Below are 22,810 nucleotides of genomic sequence, written 5' to 3' on the forward strand. Positions count from 1 at the left end.
CCCGCTTCCTCCTGACCTCGCGCTGAGGCCAGCATCTTCCGAAGGGGTCAGTTTTCAGTTGCCGCCTGGGGGTCAGTTTTCACCTGCCGTCGACAATCGTCCATCCACAGCCGGATGTCTGTGCCCCATTGCTGATCGACGAGGCGTGCGACCGTGTCGACTCCTCCGGCCGCATTCGTTGATGTCCAGGTCACAACACCCGGTGATGCCCGATGGATCAGGAGCTCTGCACTTGCCAAGCTAGTCGTTGCCAGCACTAGCACCATGATCATCGTCAACTGCAGTATCCGGGACCGACTCAGGCGATGCACAACCGCGGACCAGAAGGAAGTCTCGGCAATAGTGGCCTCGAACGGCTGACTTGCCGCGTCGGACTTTGGGACGCGGTCAGGTCGAGAGCCAGCTTGGAGGTTGCGTACAGATGCCCTCTGAGAGACGTCCTCCAGCGCGAGTCTGTGCATGAGCCCGGGCAGGTGAGCCATCTCGATCAGTTCCTGGCGGCAGACCTCGCACGTGCTGAGATGTCGTTCAATCTCGGCGTGCTCCTGCGGGTCCAGCGCACCCAGCAAATACGCCCCGATCGACGTCATCCTCGGACACAGCATGGGCCTGTCGTCCTGTGTGCTCCCGCTGTAAACAAGGCGTCCAGCGCGTAGTGACTGCGTGGCTCGACGCGTACCGATCGGGACACTGAGCGACCTGGACGTCTCGTCAACCGCCGCAAGAACAGCTCGATCTCATCGGTCTCGGCCTCGAACCCTCGCTCGGCGATCAGCACCCCCGCCATCCGCGACGAGCGACGATGCCCAGGCGCGTGCACCGGGAGCCTGTGCCGGTCGCACAACACCCGAATGGCTGTTTCTGTCTCTGGCCGTTCCTTCACATATGGCTAGTACGCCGACCGCGGTCGCATGGTTCATCTGGGTCAAGGGATCTGAACCGATCGCCTCGAGTCTTGAGACCTGCGAACTGACCGAACTGGACTGGTACGCCGCACAGGTCGGCAACATGACCCCTGCGGTAGCCGGACCTCGGGCACTACAAGCACCCGCGGCACGCTTGGCCGCCGAAATCAGGCACCTGAGCTGCGGTTGATAAGTGAGTGCTGCCGGTCCGCGCCGTACAGCGCCCTGGAGGCGCGGACCGGCCTCTCCAGGTCGACGAGTGTCCTCGTCCAACAGCGAGTATTCTCACGCAACAATAGGTCCCCTAGCCGAGGGGGCCACGTCCTGCCTCAGGCCAGAGGCACCCGTGTAAGCCACCGGCACATACTGACCGTACATGGCGGAGGCGCCAACGATCGGGTGGCACGGCCGTCGAGCATGATCCGACACGCTCCAGGGCTCTAGGTCTAGAGATCGAGAGTGTCTAGGTCTACGGCGTTGGCCATGGCATGGGCGCCCTTGTCGTTGAGGTGCATGCCATCGCCGCTGTCCAGCGCGGGGTGAATGTAGTCGGGATCCTCGGGGTTCTCGACAGCTCGGGCCACGTCAAAGATCGCGTCGAAGGTGTCGGTCGAACGGATCCAGTCATTTACCTCGCGCCGGGCCGCAAGGCCGTCTGGGGTACTCACCCCTGGGTAAACGGCGCCCGCGAACGGACCGATGGTGGCCGCGATGATCTTCAAATCTGCCTCTTGAGTGTGGCCGGCCAGCGCCTTGAAACCCTCGATCAGGGCGTCGGATGTGACGGGCGCCTCCCCAGACATGCCGGGAAGGCCAAGATCGTTCACACCGAAGTGCACGAGCACGTGAGTGACGCCGGGAATCGACAGAACGTCGCGATCGAAGCGTGCGAGCCCATGTTCGCCAACCTCATCCCGCAACAGACGGTTCCCGGCGATGCCCTGGTTGACGACCCATCCCCGCTCGAGGCGCCGATTGAGGAAATCGATGGAGCGGTTGTTCGCGCCGATCGTGGAGCCGACTCCTTCGAACCAGGAGTCACCGAACGCTACCGCAATGGCAGTGCCATCCGGAGCGAACACATCCACACCCGAGACGTAGAACCGACCTTCAACCTGCTCAGCGCCCGGTAACTCGGGGGCCATAACTTGGTTGCCGTCGGCAATTTGTGCGAGCTCAGCTGGCTTATGGGAATAGGTAGCCAGGCCCGTCTCCTCAGGGAAAAACAAGCTGAGGAACAGGTCGTCGCCGGCCGTGACAGGTAGATCGAGCGGGTCAGCGACAACCTCACTTCCTGGCGGGATGCTAAGTTCGGCACTGCCATCGAAGGTGAGGGCGGCGTGTCCATGTACGGTGGCAACTGCGCCGGCGGCGATGGTCAAGGGGATGCGGCCGTAGCGATTCGTTAGGCACACACGGATACGTTCTCCACCACCGGCCATGCGCAACACATGACGCACGGTCTGGTTCTCGAAGCCGTGTGGTTCGGAGAGCTTGACCTGCTCGTAAGGACTGATCACTGCGGTACGGAAGCCCGCAGTCCACATCATGCTCACTCCAATCCATTGCGAGGAATCAATGCTTCGAAGTTGAAGCATGATCAATCTCGAGATGAGCGGCCCCTGACCACAACCCCACCGGCGACGCAGACACTCGTCCTATGGAGGCCGATGCGCTTGATCCCAGCAACTGGAGGCCTATCTCGTTCTCACCGAAGCTCTCGCCTTGCTCAGTGCCAGGTGGAACAACAGCCACACGGCGTTGGCGGAGTCAGCTGTGTTCTGCCTCAACTCCTAGCCCGTCTCGTCCATTCAAACAGCGATCTGACGATGACACAACTGGCCGACGGCGTCGCCTACGGCCCGTGGCCTGACCTGCCAGGCCTCATCACCGGCCCCCCCGTCCCCGGACGGTGAACGCGCTCCCTACATCACCATCAGAGACCGGCCGCGATCCGGTCGACCGGGTCCTGCGCGGCCACGTCGAAGTCATCCGCCTTCTGCTGTTTCGATCCGCTGAGCAACGATGGTGAGCTTGTGCGGCTTAGTATGCTGGCTGCGGGTTATCACCCTCACCACCCCCGGGTGGGAGTAACCCATCGCCACGATCGTGACTGTGTCGGTTGCGTGCGCTTTCACCTAGTTCTCATACGCGAAAGCGCCGTGTTCATCGAGCTGCGCATCCCGTGCCATCGCTATCGTTGTCGAGAGCAAGAAACTCCCGGATCGACCGGTCCGGGTCGACCCGGTGGTGCATTAGCTCCAGGTTCAGTATGGTGCGCGAACGTTCGGCTCGGTGTCTGCCGCCGGTCTAGGCACGGCCTGACGCCTCGCTCCAACGTCCGCCTTGAAACGCGGCTCATCCGATCATCAACGAGGCGCACATGGCGTCCTGGTACACGCAACTCAAGAGTTGCAAAATTCCAATCGCCTATACGACTCGGCAGGTCCGTGGCAAGCCGAAACACAACCCTCTAGCGCAGAAGACTTCAGCGTCTCGGCGGCAGCAGTCTCGAGGAGGTACGCAGTGCGCCCGCGCGATCCTTGCCCGACCTCGCTGTATCTTCGAGGCAGTCGCGCCGCGGGGATCATCCCGAACCCCGGCAGCACTCATCGTCCGACCACCACCTGCTCACCCTCGGACAACTCGGCGTTGCCCTTCGGCGCGACCTGCGCGAACCCATCCGCGGACAGACCGACAATGACCGGCACGAGGTCGGCCTCCCCGTTCCGCAGCACCTCAACACGCGACCCGCCATCCGACCCAGACGACAAAGCAGCCACCGGTACTGCGAGCACCTTGCCGCTTGTACTTCTCACCGGGATCGTCACCCGAACATTCGCATCCCGCAGCAGCGCCAACTGACTCGGGGTCAGCCTATTGGGGGCTACGACGACATCGTACTGGTTGCCGTTCTTCGTGATCCTGCGGACCTTCGCCGCGATCGGCGTACCCTCACCGAGGTCAAGAGTCGCGGCCATGCCCGCCTTCAGCCGCTGGGCGGTCTGTGCATCGACCTTGAGCGTGACCACCAGCGATGCACCACTCGCCGACATGACCACACCGTCCACCGTGCCGCCACGCTCGACCTTCACCTCATCGACCCGGCGCGGCAGGGTCTTCACATACGCGATTTCCGACACCGGGAGCGGGGTGCTGGCCTTGAACTTCGCCTCGCCATCCGCTTCCTGCGCGTCGACGAGATTCTCCTCCGCGTCATCGACCGCGCCCTGCTGTACTGACGTGTCCCTGACGTTGGCATCTTTCGCCGCGTCTAACTGGGCTCGGGCCTGCCGAAGCCGGTTCCTCGCCGTGTCGACCTGCGCCTTGGCCGCATCAACTGCCTGGGTGAGTCGGCCGTCCGGCTCGGGAGCGTCGTACCCCGCTTTCTCATAGAGCCGCTCGACCGCCCGCGAGGTGTCAGTGTCGTATTCGTCGTCGACCGTCCCCGGATCCAGGCCGAGCCGGTCCAGCGTCTGCTCAAGCTGGAGTACGTCGGGACCCTTACTGCCCGGCGTAAGAGTCCGGTACATCGGCAGAACCCCCGCCAGGCCGATCACCGGGCGGCCGGTGATCTCCAGCAAGGCCTTGCCCTCGGTAATCATCGACCCGACGGCCGGCACCTTCCCAGTCACGATCGGCGGCGTGGTCAGCCCGCTGGTCTCGACCCGGATGTTCACCGCACCGTCGAACGACGCGTCTCCACGGCCGACAATCCTGCTGGACAGCGCCATCTTCGCGACCGGCGCCGTGATCTGCGACCTCATCGGCGGCGCCGTCCTGGCCGCCGCGTCCTCCGGCGAGGTGATCCGACTGCCCATGGCCACGCCGACTCCAAGGGAGACGATGGCCACTCCGGCCACCCCTAACAGCACCCGGCGCCTGGACCTGGGCGAAGCGCTCATCGGTTCGCCATCTCGTCGCGATATGCCTCGAGCTCGGCCTTGTTCTGGTCGACGAACTCCTTCTCGGCCTCGTACTGCACCGTCTTGTATGCCTCGTCGTACCCCTTGGCCTTGCACTTCTGGTCCGCCACCGCGAGCCCGATCTCGAACCTGCGGAGATCGGTCAGCTTCGCCGCGTCGACCCTGTCGAACGACGGCGGACCCTGCACATTCTTGCCTGGGCTGCCGCCAGCCGGCGGCCTGTTGCCAGTCAGCACGTCCAGCCGCTCCTGCACCTCCTGACGGGGCTCATCGACCTTCGTGAAACCGGAGTGCCCGGCGTCGGCCAGGCAGTCGGACCACGTGGCGATCGCGTCCACGACCCGCTGGTCGGACTCGATGCGCCTCGCCAACGCCTCGATGTCCTTGAACAAGTTCTCGAACCGCGAGAATTGAGCGGCCTTGTCGCGGCCCTCGCCATACACCTCTTCCTGCGCCTGCCCACGGCAGCCCAAGTCCACGCTGCCCCTCGTGGCCGCCTCGCCTTTAGGCGCGGTCGCAACAACCCCATTTCCGGTAGTAGTCGGGCCGTTGAGCGCCTTGTCGTAGGCCTTCTGCGCCGCCGGCGACAGCGCGTTTCGGATCCTGGTATTCGGATTGCTGTCGTCGCCCGACCCGGCCTTGGACCAGTCGATCGTGCTGATCCCGTACCCGTACTGCTCGGCGAACTCGTCCGGCGGCAGGCTGAACGCCTCGGCGAACTTGCCTTTCGCATTCTGCTCCGGCGCTACGGCGACATACTCGAAGCCAGCCGCCTTCATACAGGCCGCGATGGCGTCCTCGACCCTGCGCTGCTTGGCCAGTTCCTCCTCGCTCGGCTGCTGGCCGCCACCGGCCCGACCCGCGGCCCGGAGCCCGTCACCACCGGACGAACTGACGAAGCCCTCGCCCATGTACTCCGCGAGCGGGCTCTTGTCGCTCTTCTCGTTCCCGGACGCCGCAGGACTCTGCTTGCTCCCACACCCGGCGAGAGCCAAGACCGCCAGCACGGCGAGCGCTGATGCTGTTCGTGAGATCTTCATAGCCATGGAGCGTGCCGTCCACGCAATAAAGAACCTGTGAAGGAACGGTTTGCTCCCCATGCTATCAGCTGATCTTCATCGGATCTTGAGGAACTGTGCAGCCCTCAGATACCATTAGAGGCTCGACCCGGAGACAAACCACATCGATGCAGCTTTCGGCCGCACCAGTTGGGGAGATGGCAGATCGTCGGCACTCAATCGCCAGATAAGTTCAGGTGATCTCACTAACGAGGTACCTGGCAGTCTTGGTTAGTCTGCTGCGGCTTCTGGGAGTCGGCCGCGAAGGTGATCCCGAGCCATGCTGCCGCCCCTTGGGAAGGGTGGCTGTACCTCACTACGGTAATCGACATGGCCTGGCGGCGGGTCGACCGCTGTGAGGCCGACCACCTGCGCACTGAGCTGATCGATGACGCCCTGTCCAACGCCATCGCTGGGCCCATGTTCTCGGCGCGAGGCGTGAGCTTCCACCCCGACAGCGGCTGCTAGGGCGGATTCAACTGGTCGTCGCAACACCTCGATCCGGGAGGTGTTCGTGGGCAGGCCAGCGGGATGGATGCGGGAGTTGACGGGCAGGGCGCCGATGAAGTCGCCGGGCAAGCCGTCGCTTCGGCGCGATGTGGAGCGGTTGTTCTGGCGTGAGATCCGCAAAGGGCTGACCAGCGAGGACGCTGCGATCGCTGTCGGCGCGTCGCAGGCGGCCGGGAGTCGTTGGTTCCGAGAGCGTGGCGGCATGCCGACGTTCTTGCTCGCACCGGTCACCGGTCGCTACCTGTCGTTCGAGGAACGGGAGGAGATCGCATTGCTGAAGGCCCGGGGTGCTGGGGTGCGGGAGATCGCACGCCAGTTGGGCCGCGCGCCGTCGACCATCTCCCGGGAACTGCGCCGAAACGCGGCCACGCGAGGCGGGAAGCTGGAGTATCGGGCGTCGGTCGCGCAGTGGAAGGCAGAGCTGATGGCGCGGCGTCCCAAGACGGCCAAGCTCGTCGAGAACGAACGGCTGCGCGAGTACGTGCAAGAACGGCTGTCCGGGCAGGTCCGCCGCCCCGATGGGACGCCGGTGCTGGGGCCGGAGACAGCGCCGTGGAAGGGCCGAAACAAGCCGCGGCGCCAAGATCGCAGGTGGTCGACGGCGTGGAGCCCGGAGCAGATCTCAAACCGGCTGAAGGTCGACTTCGGTGATGATAAGTCCATGCGCATCTCGCACGAGGCGATCTACCAGGCGCTGTTCGTCCAAAGCCGCGGCGCGCTCAACCGAGAGTTGGTCGCCTGCTTGCGCACCGGACGGGCACTGCGAGTCCCCCGTGCGCGTGCCCGTCAGCGGGCCAACGGTCACGTGACGCCAGAGGTGATGATCAGCCAGCGGCCCGCCGAGGTCGAGGACCGTGCCGTCCCCGGGCACTGGGAAGGCGATCTCATCATCGGCACCAACCGGTCAGCGATCGGCACCTTGGTGGAGCGCAGCACCAGGTTCACGATGCTGATCCATCTGCCCCGGATGGAGGGATACGGCATCGAACCGCGAGTGCACAACGGTCCCGCCCTGGCCGGCTACGGCGCCGAGGCGATGCGTGACGCGCTTACTGCGCAGATGGCGACGATGCCCGAACAGTTGCGCCTGTCGCTGACGTGGGATCGCGGCAAGGAGCTCGCCCAGCACGCACGACTGAAGATCGACACCGGCATCGCGGTCTACTTCGCCGACCCGCACAGCCCCTGGCAGCGCGGCACGAACGAGAACACCAACGGCCTGCTGCGCCAGTACTTCCCTAAAGGCACCGATCTCTCCCGCTGGAGCGCCGCAGACCTCCAGGCCGTCGCCACCACGATCAACGGCCGCCCCCGCAAGACACTCGAGTGGAAGACACCTGCCGAGGCACTCGACGACCAGCTAACCTCAGTCCAACAAGCCGGTGTTGCGACCACCGGTTGAGTCCGGTTAGTACACATCTGCTGCCTTCGCCGACCTGGCTTCGAGTTCGTCGTGACGCTGTCGCACGGCCGCACCGGCCAGTGCTGGGACAACCCTCTGTCGGAGTCGTTGTTCGCCTCACTCTCAATGGTGAGCTCATCGACCTGCACACCTGCCCACCTCCGCCACGGCAAGGCGTGCGGTGGTGAAATACACCGCCTGATTCAACGACTCTCGGCTACCGCAGCACTCTGACCGGTTCGACCGGCGTCGCGTGCGACGACGAACATGCCGCCTGTCACGGAAGCCAAGAATCCGCAGTCGATCAAACAGGTACTCCCAGGCGAGTGCCCAGCTGGCAACGGTCTCGTATCCGAGCGTGCTTCCTCAGATGTTGATCACGAACCGTCAGGAGTGGATACGCCAGTACGCGACTGTTGCAGGCAGCAACACCGGCGGACATTTGCCCGACCTTTCTGGTGTCGAGCTTCGCACCGTCTCGACTACGCTTTAGTGTAATGCATAGGCTGGCAATCTACATTAGCAACCGAACGATGCAAGTCATGGGGCATTAACTGGAGGGTAGATGAGCTTCGCAGCGCTCGGCGGCGTCAACTGGCTCGCCGTGATTGTCGCCGCGCTCGTGTACCTCGCGATCGGCGGACTGTGGTTCTCCAATTTCGCGTTCGGCAGACAGTGGCGGTCGGCCGTTGGCTGGCCGGAGGGCAAGGCGAGGGATGCAACTCCACCGGAGACATACGTGACACCTGCAGTCACCTGCCTGCTGTCAACTGTGGCGCTGGCGTGGCTGGCGAGGGCGACCAGCACCGACAACACCATCGAAGGACTCGTTCTCGGGGTTGTTACCAGCGCAGGCCTGGTTGCGGCCGCTGTGTACGTGGCCGGCTTCTACGACCTGCGGAAGCCAAGACCGCGCATGTGGATGGCGATCAACGGCGCATACCACGTAGTAGGCATCATCGCAGCCTCCATCATAGTTGCGGATTGGAACTAATCAGGCTCGCCGCGAGCCGAGCGGCTGCCAGATGATCGCGGAGACCCAGATGCCAGCAGACTTACCCGAGCGACGGCATCCAGCTTGGTCGACGAGCTGATCGCCGGCCATCTCGTCGAGGAGCTTCCGGCGACCCGCGGAACGAGTGGTGGTCGTCCCTCGGCCCAGCTGGTGTTGGCCAGGTCCGGGCCCTGCGGTCTGGGGCTCGAAGTCAACGTCGACTATCTGGCGGTCTGTGTCGTCGACCTCACCGGCGAAGTGCGTTATCGAGACGTGGTTCAGCAAGACCTGCGGGGCCGGACACCGCGCCGGGTGTTGAAGCAGCTCGCCCAACGGGCCCGCAAGGGGATCGACGCGGTGGCCGAGCAAGGACTGGCCGTCGCCGGCGGCGCATTGGCTGCCCCCGGCTTGGTCGAGACGTCCACCGGGCTGCTGCGTACAGCTCCGAACCTCGGATGGCGAGACGTCGACATGCTCGCGCTGCTAGCCACCAACCTGGACACAGCGGATCTTCCGATGTCGGTGGAGAACGTGGCCAACTTCGCCGCGCTCGCCGAACTCTACGCCGCGCGAGGCAGCGAACCCCCCAGCTTCATCCATGTCAGCGGCGAAGTCGGCATCGGCGCCGGAATCGTCCTCAACGGAACGCTCTACCGCGGCCTGCACGGATGGGCAGGCGAGATCGGTCATGTCGTGGTGGACCCGACCGGGCCGCCCTGTCCATGTGGTTCACGCGGATGCCTGGAGCGCTACGCCGGCAAGGAGGCGGTTATCACCCGCGCCGGCCTGGCAACCACCGCAACGGCCACGTTGGGTGGTATAGCGACCGGTGACTACATCGCCGACTTGGCCGAAGAGGGTGATCGAGAAGTCCTGGAAGCGTTGCGCGAAACGGGCCGCACGCTTGGAATTACTCTCGCGGCCGCGGTCAACCTGCTTGACATCCACCACATCGTGCTCGGCGGCATTTACCGATCGCTTGCTCCATGGCTCGCCGTCGAGGTGCGGCGCGAGGCGAACGAACGAACGCTGGCCGCCCCGTGGAGCGAATTGGAAGTGCGACCCGCCGCCCATGGCGAGGACGCAGCCGTGGTCGGCGCTGCACAATCTGTCGTCGCCAAGCTGCTGAACAACCCTGCCGTCTGGCAGCGAGGGACGGCACTGCGATCGATCAGGGTGAGTTGACCCGGATAGATACTGCCGCGATCCGGGACAGCGATGCACAACTCGGTACTGGCGCCGTTGTCCGCGAGTGACGGTAGAGATGACGGCGCCAGACTGCAGGCAATCGACCCGTCGTGAACCAGTGCGGCCCAGCACCTGAGGGCACTGACTATGGAGGAGCGAATACGCGGTGACGATCCGCCTGATTCACGTAGGACTGGGCCGGTTCGGGCTCGACTGGGAGCGACGACGGATCCCACTGGTCCACGAAATCGAACGGGTGGCGTGTGTCGACGCGAACGTTCAATCACTCGAACGCGCCCAGCAACTGACCGGCGTCGCGGCTGAAGACTGCTTCACCCGTCTGCGCGACGCGATGCAGCCGAAGGAAACGGGGCGAACGTCCTGTATCGGACCGTGGATGCGGGCGTCAGTTGGGAGCCGGAGGCGTTGGAGCCGCCGCCGAGGCTGCCCGTCAACGCGGAACGCCGAATTGACCCGGTAATACGCCGGGATGGAACTGTCCTGCTGGTGTTGTCGGCCCTCTCTGACAGGGACTCGCCTCGGCGGCCGAAGTGGGAGGGCCGCTACGTCTACCGGCGTGTCGGGTCGCGGGACTGGGCTGGTCCGTACCGGCTGCCGATGGTGCCAGTGCGCTCGCGCCGACCGCACCCGGCGGCGTGGGGGGCGGACGGGCGGATCTGGACGGCGGCGGGCCACGACCTCTTCGTCGCCGATGACCCGGCAGGCCCATGGCAGCGCCGCCAACTTCGGCTGCCGGCCAAGCAGCTCATCACTCGGATCGACCCGGTCGCGGGCGGGACGGCCTGGTTGACCACGAACAACGCGTTCAAGATTCCAGGTGCTGCTCCCGGCGGTCACCTTTACCGCAGTGTCGACGACGGCGCGAACTGGGATTACGTGCCGATTGATAGTGCTATTCGATAACTGACTCACCGTACTTGCGGTGGGGTTCTCCAACGAACGTTGACGTCGTAATCGTGTCGGGTTGACGGCGCGGCGTTGGCCTGGCCGCTCGATGCGGGAGCCGATGGTGGCTTGTCAGGCTGAGGTTCGTCCACGGCCGTCCGGTGAACCGGCCGAAGGTTCTGCCAGACTTCCTTCGTGACCGACGACGATGACGATCTGCGGCTCGACGAGCTCATCCCTGCACCGAGTGGAAGTTGGTGGGGGCTGCTCTTCGACAACCCCACCATTGGCCTAGCACCCCAGCTCACCTGGGGCTTCACGTTCCCCTTCGAAGAGGTGACACGCGAGGACGGCAGCAGCCCCGTCAGCCTGGACATCGAATGGCTTCCAAGTCCCGCGAACAGTTGGCAACGGATGGCCGGACAACGCCTAACGTGTGCGGGGTTCGCAGAACCAGCCGAGGCCAGCATCTATTTCTACCTCCACCATCGCTTCGATGCGATCGAGTTGAACCTAGTCGAGCAGCGGGGCACGTTGCTGCACGCTGCCGCGGAGGTGTCCGGCGACATCGATGGCCTCGGGATGGAGGTGGTACGCGCCGAGCGCTGGCTGACGTTCGCCGGGCTACTCGTCTCGCTCAGCGACGCGACGTCTCCTGACACCGCGCTGACGCGGCTCAACGAGTTCACCGACGCCACAGGCCTTGCGTTCAACCCGGATAGCGGTAACGCTGCGCTCACGTTCATGCCGGCAACAAGCTGACCCACGGCCCACTCGGCCGGCGACAGCGGCGTGACCCGGCTTTGGATGGTGTAGGTGCCGGCGTGGACAGCGATCCTTGGTCGCTAGCAGGATGCGGCCGGTTGGCTATGGGTGATCGAGAGGGGTACCGCGCCAAGAGATGCCACTAACCAGCGACGACTCAACCGCGACGATCCAGATCGCCAAATCGCCAATTACCTAACATCACGAACTCCGGCTGTAGTACTAGCCTCGAGAGGTTCTCTTCCTGCAGGACATCTCCAGAGGTAGCGACGGGCAACGACTGACGGACGACCATTCCAGCGCTCGCCGGAGCTTGCGTGACCAGCACCTCGGTCTCGAGTTGCTGGTCACGCTCGATCGCTTCACAGCTGTGCGTCACGTGTACACCTGGGAATCGGAGGACGCCTGTCCTGTCAGGCGAGCATCGGCCTCAATCACTCACGGCCGCCAACACCAGTTTCGAACTGCCCTTGCGTGCCGTCGATCGGCCTGGCATCCGCCGCGCCATTGGACGTTGATGGGCGCTTGGAGCGGCCGAACGTGACGAGGCTTGCGGTGGCGATGACCCACACAGCGATGCCTCTATAGAGGGTGACCAAGCCAAATCCGCTGGCAAGCGCCGAGCCGACCAGACTCGAGGTCGAGTCCACGGCCGCCAGTTGCGGAAAGGCTTCACGCAGAGCCGTCGTATCGTCTCCATTCGCTACGCGTTCGGCGAGAGTCCGAACGGTGGCTTCGTCAACGTGGCCGGACAAAAGCTCGTGCAATCTGTCCGAGATCCCCAGAGCAAGCAGAAGACCCATTACGGAGATGTTCACAGCCAACGTGATCAACCGTGCGCTCATGTCGAGACCTGATGCCATACCCGACCGATTGCTTGGCACGGATTCTGTGGTCGTGTTGGTGACTGGAGTGGAGGTCAGCCCCAACCCGATGCCTCCCAACAGCAGGCCAGGCAGCACCGTCAGCCAACTCGCGTGGTCGGAGCGGCTGCCAATGTTCAACAGGAGTAGACCGGCACCGATGACATACAGCCCCAGCGGAATGATCGACGAGGGACGAAACCTCAGAGCCAGCCGTTCTGCTACGGGCGGCAGCACCAAGGTTGGAAGGGTGTAGGCAAGCAGGACTACGGCCGCGGTATCGACGCCGTACCCGAGGCCGTGCTGCAGGTAGATCGGCAAGTAGATGATCAGCGGCCAGAAGCTAAAGTTCATGCCCACGCAGCCGAGCAGAGCGCCCGAGAACATGCGAATCCGGAACAGGGAGAACTGAAACATCGGGTGCGTGCCGGTCTTCTCGACGATGAAGACTGTGAATAGTGCGACCGAGAGCCCTAGCACAACCAACTCCGCAGGATCGGCAAAGCCCAGTTCCGCGCCCTGTGTGATGTAGAAGACCAGTCCGAACACCGCAAGACTGAGCATGCCGATCCCTCGGATGTCCAAACGACCGGCCGCGGGATCGCGAGATTCGCGCACACCGAGTGTAAGCAGCACCATGGTGACGGCTGCGATGAAAACGTTGATCAGGAAGACCCAGCGCCAATTGAGCACAGTGACAAGCCCACCGCCGACGGCCGGGCCGAAACCAAGCCCAAAGCCGAACACGGTCGCCGACGGTGAGGAGACCGGGGCCGGACTTTCGATCTGGAAGGACGGCACAGAGGTCGTGAGCCTGACCGCGGGATCGAGCGACCCCGAACAGGGCGACCCGTGGCGTGAAGACACCCTGGTTCATACATACTCCACGTCCAAGCCGTTTGCGGCTCTGGCCGCGCTGTCGGCGGTCGGACAGGGCGCCCTCGGGCTTGACGAGCCGGTAGCCAAGTACTGGCACGAGTACGGTCGGGCCGGAAAGGAGGACTCGACGCTTCGTCAGATCCTCACGCACCGGGCAGGCCAGCCTGTCTTCCCGCCTGCCGCCGCAGCCGTCGATCTCGTCGACGAGGAGGCGCTACGCGAAGTGCTGGCGGAGTCGCCGCCTGAGACACCGCCTGGCACCGTGGTGGCCGAGCATGCTCTCACCTACGGCCACCTCATCGACGGTGTCCTGCGGGCCGCGACCGGACGACCGCTCGGGTACTGGTTCAACGACATCGTTCGTCCGGTGTTCAGCATGGACGCTTGGTTTGGTGTACAGACCGCGGATCTGTCCCGCGCCCTCGAACACGGCCTTCCCGGTCGCGCCGCCCAGATGCTCGTCGAGGTCTGCCCGACCTATGAGCGCTCCCTTGCGGTCCCACACGGCGCGATGGACATGAGCCGCATTAACTCGACCGACTTCCGGCAGTCGACCTTCGCCGCAATCAATCTGCATGCCTCGGCACGCGGTTTGGCACGCTTCTACTCGACAATCACCCAGGTAGACGGCCCGCTGCGCGAACTACTCGGCGAGCAGCTACACACCGAGTTCGTCACCACCCAGGTAACGGCCGTAGACGAAACGATTCAAGAGCGCGTGAACTGGACGCTGGGCATGTTCCGCACGGACAACTTCATCGGTATGGGCGGGCTGGGAGGCTCTGCCGCGTACTGGTCGTTCACTAACAACCACGCGGTCGCATACGTAACCCGCCGACTCCACGACCACGCCGTATCGGGCAGATCGCCTTCGCCCTTGCGACAATCTCATCAAGGCTGTGTGAACGAGAGCCTCGCAGTTGGACGGTGGGGTCACGCTCGCGTTCGACCGCCATACTGCCGCACGCACGAGTCACGCTGCGCTCAGTTCGCCCTTTCGAAGGCTTGGCGGATTTCGTTCGGGATTCGGCCGCGGTCGTTCACCTCGTATCCGTTGGCTCGAGCCCACTCCTTGACTGTCTTCGCATCGGCACCGACTCGCGTGCGCTGTGTTCTAACACCCCGGGTGTTCTTCGATGGCCCCCCCGCCGCGACGTAAGGTTGAAGAACGTTCCGCAGAGCTCTGCCGTTCTTCACTGTGAGGTCGATCTCGTAAGTCGAGGTCGTCGAGATGATCCTCTGGCCGCGTCAGCAGTACCACTTCGGGCCGGGCAGGATCTCGATGTACTTGGACAGCTATCACCAACTGAAGAGAGCCCGTCTGGCGTGTGGCGGATCCTGCACCGAGCGGCGTGAACCCGATGCCGGTCTCACAGCGTTACCAACGCCACGAGACCCGCTGGAAGCGCTACGAGAAAGCAGCGCCCTGGCCACCAGTTGCAGGCTGATCGTCCCCCGCCTCCGCCGCCAGCTCGGACGCGACGCGCTGGAGCCAGTCGCGGACCAGGACGCCCAACAGCTCAGGCTGCTCGAGCTGGAGGTTGTGCCTGGCGACCTCGAGTATGGCTAAGGTGGCGCGGGGATAGTGGGGAAGCAGGACGTAGGTGTCCTCGTAGCCGGTGATCGCGTCCTGCCGGTCGCAGAGGATCAGCCTCGGCCGGGTGTACGCCGGACCGCTCTCGGGATCAACGGATAGTTCCCGCTTGTCGAGGATCCGCTCCAACCCCTCCGTGTCGGCGATTCGCTAGGCCCAGCGCGATGTTCTTGCGGTGTGCCGTCAGCGCGGCAGCGGTCTGTACGACAGCGAGGTCGCTGAAGTCCTCGCCCTTCGCGTGCCGCGAATCGCCTGCCGTCGACATGGAACCGGTCCGCGCCGTATGGCGTGAGCGACAGCACGGCGGGCGCCGGCGAGGTCGCTGGCCGGTAGTGCAGGCCGCGCAGGATCGCGCCGTCACGCATCGGCACCTCGATGTTCAGCACGCTTGCTCCAGGTCGCGAAGGATGAGTTCCTCTTGTCGCCACCGAATCCGCCGAGCACGTTGCCGGACGGTGCGGCCACATAGGACCCACCGGAGTATCCGGCGTCGGCCCGGTTGACGGTCGCGACGAACATGTCGTGCAGGAACGCGACCGCTGGCTGGACGAGCGTGGCCAGCCGGTTTTCCCGGATCAAGCGTGGACGCGATCGGTACCACCGTGAGCTCCGCCCGATCCCGCGCGAGCGCTTGCCAGGTCTCCGGGAAGTACCGGTCCCAGCAGATCGCCACGCCGAGCCGGCCGACGGCGGTGGCGAACACCGCCGGTCCGTCACCCGGTTGGAAGTAGTCATGTTCCCAGCTGCCCGGACCGTGTGGCAGGTGCCGCTTCCGACACGTGCCCGCGACCGTGCCGTCGGAGTCGATGACGACCGCACTGTTGTACCGACCACCCGAGCTGTCCCGCTCGGCAAGCGGCACGACGAGCACCACGCCGAGTTCCCGGGCGAGTGCGCACATCTCGCGCGTCGTCGGACCGTCCGGTACCCGCTCGAAGGCCCCATCGGCCGCCCGGTGAACGCAGAAGTAAGAGGTCGTGGACAGCTCGGGATACGAGACGAGGCCGGCACCCTGACCGGCGGCAACGCGGATCGCGTTCGCCAGCCGATCCATCGTGGACGTCACCTGGGCGAGCGCCAGGCGCAGAACGCTCATGTCCCCGCGACCGCCGGCTCGCGCAACGCGTTCTTCGACAGGCTCTTCAGCCCACTGCCGGTGCCGAGCGCCACGATGCGGAGCGCAGGATCCCGGCGCAGCAGCAACCGCGCGGCCACCAGCGCCACGACCGATGACGGCTCGAGGAACACACCGGTGGTCGCTGGCAGCCGCTGGTACTCCGGCAGGTAGTCGCTGACCGACACGGCGATCGCCTCGCCACCGGTGCGCCACAACGCGTTCAGCCCCTGCCACGTCGGCGTCGAAGAGCCGATCGAGAACGCCGGCGACGGGCGCATCCGGACCACCACTCTTTCCTGCGCGGCCCGGTCGACCAAGGCCAACGCGGCGGCGAACGGCGCACCTGTCTCGGTCTCGGCCGCGACAAGCCGCGGCACCCGGCCGACCAGGCCAGCCGCGTGCAGCTCGCGATACCCGCGCTCGATACCGGACAACACGTCAGCACCACTCGTGGGCACCACCACGGCGTCCACCTCGGATCCGAGATCGCGGGCCAGCTCGTAGGCGATGCTCTTGCGCTGGCGATGGCACCGTTCCTCAGTGCCCGCCTGACACACGCGAAGCAGGCACTGATCGTCTACCCAGCGCACGCGCGGGATCAGCCGGCCCTTCCCGAACTCGTCGCGGCGCTCAAGGCGCTCGCCCACCCCTCACCGCTTGGAAATCCTGCGGCTCGCCAGCCAGGCGCCAATCACGGGCCACGCGCTCGCAAGAGCACTCGGGCTGACCGAGGCAACCGTGCACCACCACACGTCGCTCCTCCGGGCGGCCGGTCTGATCACAAGCCACCGCGACACACACCGCGTATACCTGACGGCCGTGCCAGGCGCACTAGACCGACTCTTCGACGAACTCCGACGGGCGGGACTGTAATTTCACCTAAATGACGGACCCGGATCCGCTCCGGCGGCTCGCGGGGCTCCCTGCCCGTCGCAAGGGTCGTCTGTGAAGGCTCGGAGACCAAGCCGACCCCGAGCATGGTGGGGAGAAGGAGGTGGGAGGTGAGGGCGGAAGAGTGAGAAGCTGGCCGCGGTGGGTGCGTCCAGCGGGAGACTCAGGCTCCGGAGCGGTCGAGCACAGCGAAGCAGTGCAGGTGATCACAGGGGTTGCTAGCGAGGGTCGCTTCTCTGCGCGCGCGTCCGCCAGGAGATGCATGCCGGGCCGGTTGGCTGCGTAGCTGGGTGTCGACCTCTGGGGGTCGCGGGTATTCCAGTCGCCTGGTTCGCGCTGACTCGGCAAGATGGGTTCGTGAGCCACCATGGCAACGCCGACCTAATGACCGGGGCGCTCAGAGACGCTGAATCAGCATCGTGGTCGGTCAGAGCGTCGGCGGGCCGACGACTGGCCGCTTGGGCGGATCGGGACGAATTGGGACCCGTCCTCGAACGCCTCCTACTGGACGCGCACGACACCGCAGTCACACAGGAGACGGCCTGCGCCCTCCTGGAGCGAAAGGACCTGTACGGCCTACGCGCGGTACTGTCAGCTCTCGCTCGTGCTGAGGAATCGTGGACGACAGATGAGCTCGCCGCCGTAATCGACACCGACCCACGCTGGATGGCTGACGTTGAGGAGACGGCAGAACTTGTTGCCCAACTCGTATCACTCTCGTCGGACGAGGACACTGCCACTCGGAACGAAGCACTCCGTCTGTTGCGGCGGGTAAGAGATCGGGCCGGACAGTCGGGGTCCGACGTTAAGCGTCCGCCCCGTCGGTAGTCGGGCAGTGCTTGGGGCACTTCCTGAACGGTGGTTCTTCATTCCGATACGCAAGCTGGTACAGGTTCGGCAGGGCGGCGCAGCCGAACACACGCAGTCTCGAAGCGCGGCTTGTCGTACCAGAACTCACTGGTACTCAGTGGATGTCCTAGGCAGCATGACGCCCCGACGAGGAGGCTTGGGGTCTAGTGGTCGTCGCAACACCTCAGTTCGAGGGGGTGCGATGGACTTCGATATCTGCTTCGCGCCGCGAGGCGGATGGCTGTGAATGCGCAGCGCGCGACGGATGCCGACCGAGCCGCCTTGTTGGCAGGCTGATTGCAGTTCTCGCAGCCACCCTGCGTGTCAGGGTGAGTTGAGGACAGTGACTCCTAGCAAGTTCAGCGGGACGAGAGAGAGTCGGGATGATCGAGAAATATTGCTGGTTCTGTTCTTTCACCGGCAGTCGATGATGCCATGGTGAGCAAATCGGGTCCGAGAGCTGATGGTCCGAGACCTCGGTGGACGATAACGCCCGCCGAGAAGCTTCGCCAGCTGGCGGTCACGCACCACTCACGCCGGGCCAGCGGCTGGAGCAGCCCAGTCAGCGGAGGGTACGCGCTCGACGAAACGCTCACCGGACAACCATGACTCTCATCACCTGGGGTCCGTTGCGGTCCGAGCCGTCGGACCATTAGCCTGCGACCCACTGCTCGATGGCTGTCAGTAGACGGGTAGTTGTGGGAACTCCAAGCCACCGTGGCGTGAACGCAAACCCTCGACACCTAGGATCCGATACGGATTCGAACCGATTGGCCATTAGCCTATAGCTCACTTCTCAACACCTAGTTGAGCAGAAGGGATCGTCGTGACCACTTCGACGCCTCCGCCGGGCTACGGTCAGCAAGACCCACAGCAGCCGGGTCGTACGGGCAACCTGGCCAATACGGACAGTCTGCGCAGCAGCCGGGTGGTACGGGCAGCAGGCGGGTTACGGTCAGCCGCAGCCGGGGCAGTACGGGCAGCAGCCCGGCTACCTCCAGCAGCCCGGTCAGTATGGGCGACAGCCGGGCTACGGGCAGCCGTACGACCAGCCGGGGTATCCGCAGGGCTACGGGCAGCCGGGTGGTTTCGGTGGGGTCCCGGGCAACCTGGCGGCCTGGCCGAGACGGGTCGGCGGTGTGCTCATCGACGGTCTGATCATCGGTGTCCCGTACGGGATCGCGAGTGCGTTGTCCAACGCCGACAACTCGGCCGTGATCATCGTGGCTCTCCTCTTCTACCTGGTCGGCGTCGGTCTGGCGATCTGGAACATCGTGATCCGCCAGGGCCGCACCGGCCAGACCGTGGCAAGCAGGTTCTCGGTCTGAAGCTCGTCGGCGCCGAGATCGGCCAGCCGATCGGTGTGGGCAAGGCGTTGCTGCGCCAGCTCACCCACTCCATCGACGGCTTCGCCTGTTACATCGGCTACCTGTGGCCGCTGTGGGACAGAAGGCGGCAGACGTTCGCGGACAAGATCAACAACACCTACGTCATCAAGCTCTGACACCGAGCGAGCGAGTACTCGTCGCCCAATTCAACGATTTGCGCATCGTTCACGTCGCCGGCGAGACCGGACACCGTGCCAGCAGCGTCCAGAAGCCGTAGAGACTGCTCCTGGAACAACTCCTCGACCTGCTGAGCTTCGCACCTCACCAGCGGCGCGAGATCGAGGATCGCCACGTTGCCGGCATCCACCCCGATGATGTTCGATCCCCCGGTCACCTCGGCAGGATGCCGACTGACCGCCGGCGCCTCGGAGATGAGCGGGCGCAGTGCGACGTTCGTGCCTGCGATTGTGGAGACCTCGACACGATAGGTGCCGGCGCGCACCCGGCGGGCCAGCGGCGCCAGGGCAAATCGCCGTAGCCGAAGTCTCGGACGGTGAGCACGCCTGAGCCGCATGTCACCTCGCCGAGGTGGACGACCTCGAGCGAGACCGTGTCCCCGAAGGGGGCGACCTGGCGTCCCTGCGCGAACAGACCTGCCACGTTGAGTTCCAGGTGTGGGGGCAGCTCAGCCAGGGCAGCGTCCAAGCTCCCTGAGTTCAGCATGGCCTCGGCCGTGGCTGGGTCGACCAGCGGGACGCCCGGTGGGTCGAGGAAGCGCAGAAGCTGACAGATCCTCCACCGCTCGTCATCGCGCACAAGTCGGTACTCGTAGTAGGTCGGCGCCGACCCATTGTCGATGACCGAGCACACTGTCGCGCGATCGGCCTCGACCTTCACCGCAGTGACGGTTTCCAGTGAGGATCGTCCCTGCGCCCGCTCAGCAGCGCCGACCCTCAGCCGGCGTCAAGCGCACTCTGCTTGACACCGACGAGGACCGGCGCACCCTGACCAACGCGGGGAGCCAAATCCGTACATTGTCCTGCCCGATGCTGGCACGATGCTTTGTGGATGTGGATTGGCCCGACCGACGCAGCGACGTTCTCGACGCCTTGGACCTGCTCGCGTCAGAGCCGCCGTCCCTCGACAACGAGGGCCAGGACCTCGATAGCCCGACTTGACGAACGCGGTCCACTGGCTGGTGGATGACACCTTTCGGCACGTCCACGACCCGGCGAAATCGATTGGAACCATCCTCCGCGACGAACGAGAAGCCATCGCTGTTCGAAGGGTGGTCGCCGCCGTCGTGGCTGTGTCGGACAGACAGGGCGCCACCTGGACCGACGCTCGATGGTTCGCAGACGAGGTTTGGGCAGAAGTTCGAGCCGCGGCGACTGACGCTGGCACTCTACTCCGCCCGTAGCTCAAGGGCATGCGCACTCATCGGCATGAGCGGGCTTCACTCTCCGCGGCCAAATGCGCGCATCCATCCCTACCGGCTATGGAGTCCAGCGGGCGCGGAGGACTCCATCGGAATCGGGAAGTACGGCCGTCATTAGAGGGCGGCGTTGCTCGGCGTACACCGATAGAGCTGTTGCGGCAGCGGCATCCGCTAGTCGCGCGCGAACTGCAGGCTGGTCGGACTCCTCGATAAGACGGCTGGTGATCCGGCCGGCATGATCCAGCCAGACCACCTCGACAAGTCCTTCGTCGGGCAGCGAGTCCAGCACACCCGGGACATCGGCGCTCAGGTCGGGCCAGACCAGCAGTCGCGCGCGAGGCGTCAACCTGTCACGGACCGTGTCAACGGTGCTCGGGGTCAGCTGGTGCCATCGCGAGTCGTTGTGCACGTAGCCCTCCTCGAGCAGGGCGGTGCCGAGCTCGTCAACCAACCCCGCCAGGTCGGCCCAGAATGCCGCGTCGGCGGAGCGGACGTCGATGTGGTCGTCGTCGTCCAGCCCGAAGGCGTACGGCGAGCCGGAGATCGGCTCCGCGAACAGGCCATGGTTGTGGACGAAGGCGACCGCCCTGGGGCAGCCAGCGCTGCTGCCGACATAGACGTTCTGGTCCCAGCCGACGTGAACGAAGAAGTCGTCCCCCGCTTCCAGCCGGCACCATACGCCGTCGTCACGCAGCATCAACCGCACCAGCTCCACGGCATGGTCCAGCTGAAGAGGAGCGCCGTCGTGGTAGCCGTCCAAGTCGGCGCCGAACAGCTCGACGAGCCCACCGAAGCGTTCGCAGATGTCCGATCCGATGCCCACGACAACGGGGACCGACGGCTCCCGCATCTGTAGGACGTCCACGCCGGTGTCCTCGGCGAAGGTCGCCACCGTGTCCAAATAGGCGGCCTCGACCGGACCGTGGTCGCTGTCGGTGTCTTCGCGGCCGATGTAATGGCCCTGCTCGTCTCGGTCAGCCGGGTTGTACTTCGTCACGCGCCAGACGCGAAGCGTCGGAGCCTGGCTCCCCATAGTCACCTCACGATCATGGCAGAACTTATGCCGCGGACCGACGGCTCGATGCACATGGTTTCCAGGTTCACCGACTGGTCCGAGCGCACTACTTTCGGCAATTGAGCGTACTGTCGGCGGCAAATCAGTGCGCTTTGACCCCAAGGTGGGCATGCTGCGCTAGTGATTGATCTAGTCGCGTGGTCCGACCGAGTGAGGCGCTCCAGCGAGCAGTTCCTGGAGCGCTTCGAGGAGCGATACGGCTACCCGCCTGATGTCAACGTCGTCGTGACTGGAACCGGCCAGGGCGGATCGAAGCTGAGCCTGGAACTCGGACCCGACATCCAGGTTCCGCCGTCGATCGTGGAGTTCTTCAACGTCGTCGAGGAGGTGAGCCTGCCCAATGTTCGGAACGGCTACTTCCTCGGACCGGCGACATCGGTGGCCGCGAAGCATGCCGAGAAGTATCCGCGCTGGCTGGAGCTCGGAGGCCGGCGGGTCGAGATCCTGACGATCGGCTCCGACGGAGGTGGTGCCCTCTACGTGGGGGAGTGGATGAAGACTCGGCAGTCTTCAGGATCGAGGAGGCGGCGATCGAGTCTGGGGTGCTCTGCCCTGCGACGGAGCGCCAGGTGCAAAGGCTGGCAGCGAACTTCTCGGCGTTCCTCGAATTGTTCGCCAGCAGTCTGGAGTCATACGCCGCCGGGTACACCACGCCCTCTTTCTAGGCCCAGAGCGGCAGTAGCGCGAACTGACTGCGCGATGCGGTACGACCGAGCACAGTCGAGCATGATCGGCGCATGTTGATTCGCGAAGCCGAGACCGACTTGTTGACGATCCTGGCCGACGCGGGCGTGGCGTCTGGTCCGATCACGCCCGGTGACGTAGGGACCATCGGTGAGGTCTTTCGCGGATTCGCTACCATCCCTGCCGATGCTGCCCGCACCTGCCGATGAGCACGGAGACGGCGTCCTGGCTCAGTTCGGCACCTACACCTTCCGAGGCAGTCCCGAGTTCGACACAGATTTGACCCGCCAACTCATTGGACGGCGGGAGCAGGATCCTCCACGTTGGCAGCTGAGCCGCACGATTCACTGGGATCCGACTCCCGAAACTGCGGCCCTCGCACAGGGCAACCTGTGGTCATTCGGCATGAGGGCTTGATGACTTCTTCGCCCAGGCGGA

At 64.7% G+C, this 22,810-nt stretch carries 20 protein-coding genes and 1 pseudogene; 10 read left to right on the top strand and 11 right to left on the bottom strand.

Annotated features, from left to right (window positions below; translation table 11 throughout):
• Positions 1–47 precede the first annotated feature (47 nt).
• The 4 genes from EV647_RS02440 to EV647_RS02455 form a co-directional block, all read right to left on the bottom strand.
• Positions 48–590, bottom strand: coding sequence for an anti-sigma factor (locus EV647_RS02440; RefSeq protein WP_166680190.1), 543 nt, complete (start codon positions 588–590; stop codon positions 48–50).
• A 761-nt stretch (positions 591–1,351) separates the two neighbouring features.
• Entirely contained in the window at positions 1,352–2,455 is a 1,104-nt protein-coding gene (locus tag EV647_RS02445; protein WP_202876013.1) for a GDSL-type esterase/lipase family protein, read from the bottom strand.
• A 1,059-nt stretch (positions 2,456–3,514) separates the two neighbouring features.
• Complete coding sequence (locus tag EV647_RS02450) at positions 3,515–4,726, bottom strand: peptidoglycan-binding protein (protein WP_238177002.1); 1,212 nt, start codon at positions 4,724–4,726, stop codon at positions 3,515–3,517.
• Between the two features lie 80 nt (positions 4,727–4,806).
• Entirely contained in the window at positions 4,807–5,871 is a 1,065-nt protein-coding gene (locus tag EV647_RS02455; RefSeq protein ID WP_133997769.1) for a hypothetical protein, read from the bottom strand.
• A 553-nt stretch (positions 5,872–6,424) separates the two neighbouring features.
• Here EV647_RS02455 and EV647_RS02460 point away from each other — a divergent pair.
• The 5 genes from EV647_RS02460 to EV647_RS02480 all read left to right on the top strand — a co-directional run bounded on the left by EV647_RS02460 (position 6,425) and on the right by EV647_RS02480 (position 11,651).
• Entirely contained in the window at positions 6,425–7,801 is a 1,377-nt protein-coding gene (locus EV647_RS02460; RefSeq protein WP_133997772.1) for an IS30 family transposase, read from the top strand.
• 565 nt (positions 7,802–8,366) lie between these two features.
• On the top strand, positions 8,367–8,795 hold the full coding sequence (locus EV647_RS02465) for a DUF1761 domain-containing protein (RefSeq protein ID WP_133997775.1): 429 nt from the start codon (positions 8,367–8,369) through the stop codon (positions 8,793–8,795).
• Between the two features lie 84 nt (positions 8,796–8,879).
• Positions 8,880–9,980, top strand: a complete 1,101-nt coding sequence (locus tag EV647_RS02470) for an ROK family protein (protein ID WP_202876014.1) — start codon at positions 8,880–8,882, stop codon at positions 9,978–9,980.
• Positions 9,981–10,601: 621 nt separating this feature from the next.
• A complete protein-coding gene (locus EV647_RS02475; RefSeq protein ID WP_133997781.1) occupies positions 10,602–10,907 on the top strand; it encodes a hypothetical protein in 306 nt (101 codons plus the stop codon).
• Positions 10,908–11,084: 177 nt separating this feature from the next.
• Positions 11,085–11,651, top strand: coding sequence for a hypothetical protein (locus EV647_RS02480; protein WP_133997784.1), 567 nt, complete (start codon positions 11,085–11,087; stop codon positions 11,649–11,651).
• A gap of 437 nt (positions 11,652–12,088) precedes the next feature.
• Here EV647_RS02480 and EV647_RS02485 read toward each other — a convergent pair whose 3' ends face one another.
• Positions 12,089–13,318: an MFS transporter gene (locus tag EV647_RS02485; RefSeq protein WP_238176986.1), complete on the bottom strand. Its 1,230-nt coding sequence runs from the start codon at positions 13,316–13,318 to the stop codon at positions 12,089–12,091.
• 7 nt (positions 13,319–13,325) lie between these two features.
• Here EV647_RS02485 and EV647_RS42770 point away from each other — a divergent pair.
• Positions 13,326–14,183, top strand: a pseudogene (locus EV647_RS42770) (serine hydrolase domain-containing protein); the annotation flags it as partial.
• Between the two features lie 197 nt (positions 14,184–14,380).
• Here the strand turns inward: EV647_RS42770 and EV647_RS42775 are convergent.
• The 4 genes from EV647_RS42775 to EV647_RS02510 all read right to left on the bottom strand — a co-directional run bounded on the left by EV647_RS42775 (position 14,381) and on the right by EV647_RS02510 (position 16,754).
• Entirely contained in the window at positions 14,381–14,593 is a 213-nt protein-coding gene (locus EV647_RS42775) for a histone-like nucleoid-structuring protein Lsr2 (RefSeq protein ID WP_238176987.1), read from the bottom strand.
• Between the two features lie 211 nt (positions 14,594–14,804).
• On the bottom strand, positions 14,805–15,119 hold the full coding sequence (locus EV647_RS02500) for an alpha/beta fold hydrolase (RefSeq protein WP_133997793.1): 315 nt from the start codon (positions 15,117–15,119) through the stop codon (positions 14,805–14,807).
• Between the two features lie 250 nt (positions 15,120–15,369).
• On the bottom strand, positions 15,370–16,086 hold the full coding sequence (locus EV647_RS02505; protein WP_133997796.1) for a carbon-nitrogen hydrolase family protein: 717 nt from the start codon (positions 16,084–16,086) through the stop codon (positions 15,370–15,372).
• A complete protein-coding gene (locus EV647_RS02510) occupies positions 16,083–16,754 on the bottom strand; it encodes a pyridoxal-phosphate dependent enzyme (protein ID WP_133997800.1) in 672 nt (223 codons plus the stop codon). The genes EV647_RS02505 and EV647_RS02510 overlap by 4 nt, the downstream gene beginning before the upstream one ends.
• 10 nt (positions 16,755–16,764) lie before the next feature.
• Here EV647_RS02510 and EV647_RS43585 point away from each other — a divergent pair, with 10 nt between their 5' ends.
• The 3 genes from EV647_RS43585 (at position 16,765) to EV647_RS42785 (ending at position 19,351) form a co-directional block, all read left to right on the top strand.
• On the top strand, positions 16,765–16,980 hold the full coding sequence (locus tag EV647_RS43585) for a winged helix-turn-helix domain-containing protein (RefSeq protein WP_166680193.1): 216 nt from the start codon (positions 16,765–16,767) through the stop codon (positions 16,978–16,980).
• A gap of 2,006 nt (positions 16,981–18,986) precedes the next feature.
• Entirely contained in the window at positions 18,987–19,175 is a 189-nt protein-coding gene (locus EV647_RS42780) for a hypothetical protein (protein WP_238176988.1), read from the top strand.
• A gap of 35 nt (positions 19,176–19,210) precedes the next feature.
• Complete coding sequence (locus tag EV647_RS42785) at positions 19,211–19,351, top strand: RDD family protein (RefSeq protein WP_238176989.1); 141 nt, start codon at positions 19,211–19,213, stop codon at positions 19,349–19,351.
• Here EV647_RS42785 and EV647_RS02525 read toward each other — a convergent pair.
• Both EV647_RS02525 and EV647_RS02535 read right to left on the bottom strand, forming a co-directional pair.
• Positions 19,333–19,677, bottom strand: a complete 345-nt coding sequence (locus EV647_RS02525) for a hypothetical protein (RefSeq protein ID WP_133997803.1) — start codon at positions 19,675–19,677, stop codon at positions 19,333–19,335. The genes EV647_RS42785 and EV647_RS02525 overlap by 19 nt on opposite strands.
• Before the next feature lie 994 nt (positions 19,678–20,671).
• Positions 20,672–21,652, bottom strand: coding sequence for a hypothetical protein (locus EV647_RS02535; protein WP_202876016.1), 981 nt, complete (start codon positions 21,650–21,652; stop codon positions 20,672–20,674).
• A gap of 773 nt (positions 21,653–22,425) precedes the next feature.
• On the opposite strand from EV647_RS02535, the gene EV647_RS42450 reads away from it, so the two are divergent.
• Positions 22,426–22,581: a hypothetical protein gene (locus tag EV647_RS42450; RefSeq protein ID WP_202876017.1), complete on the top strand. Its 156-nt coding sequence runs from the start codon at positions 22,426–22,428 to the stop codon at positions 22,579–22,581.
• Positions 22,582–22,810: the final 229 nt, after the last annotated feature.

Origin of the sequence: Kribbella sp. VKM Ac-2566 (assembly GCF_004366005.1) — a bacterium.
Classification (GTDB): domain Bacteria; phylum Actinomycetota; class Actinomycetes; order Propionibacteriales; family Kribbellaceae; genus Kribbella; species Kribbella pratensis.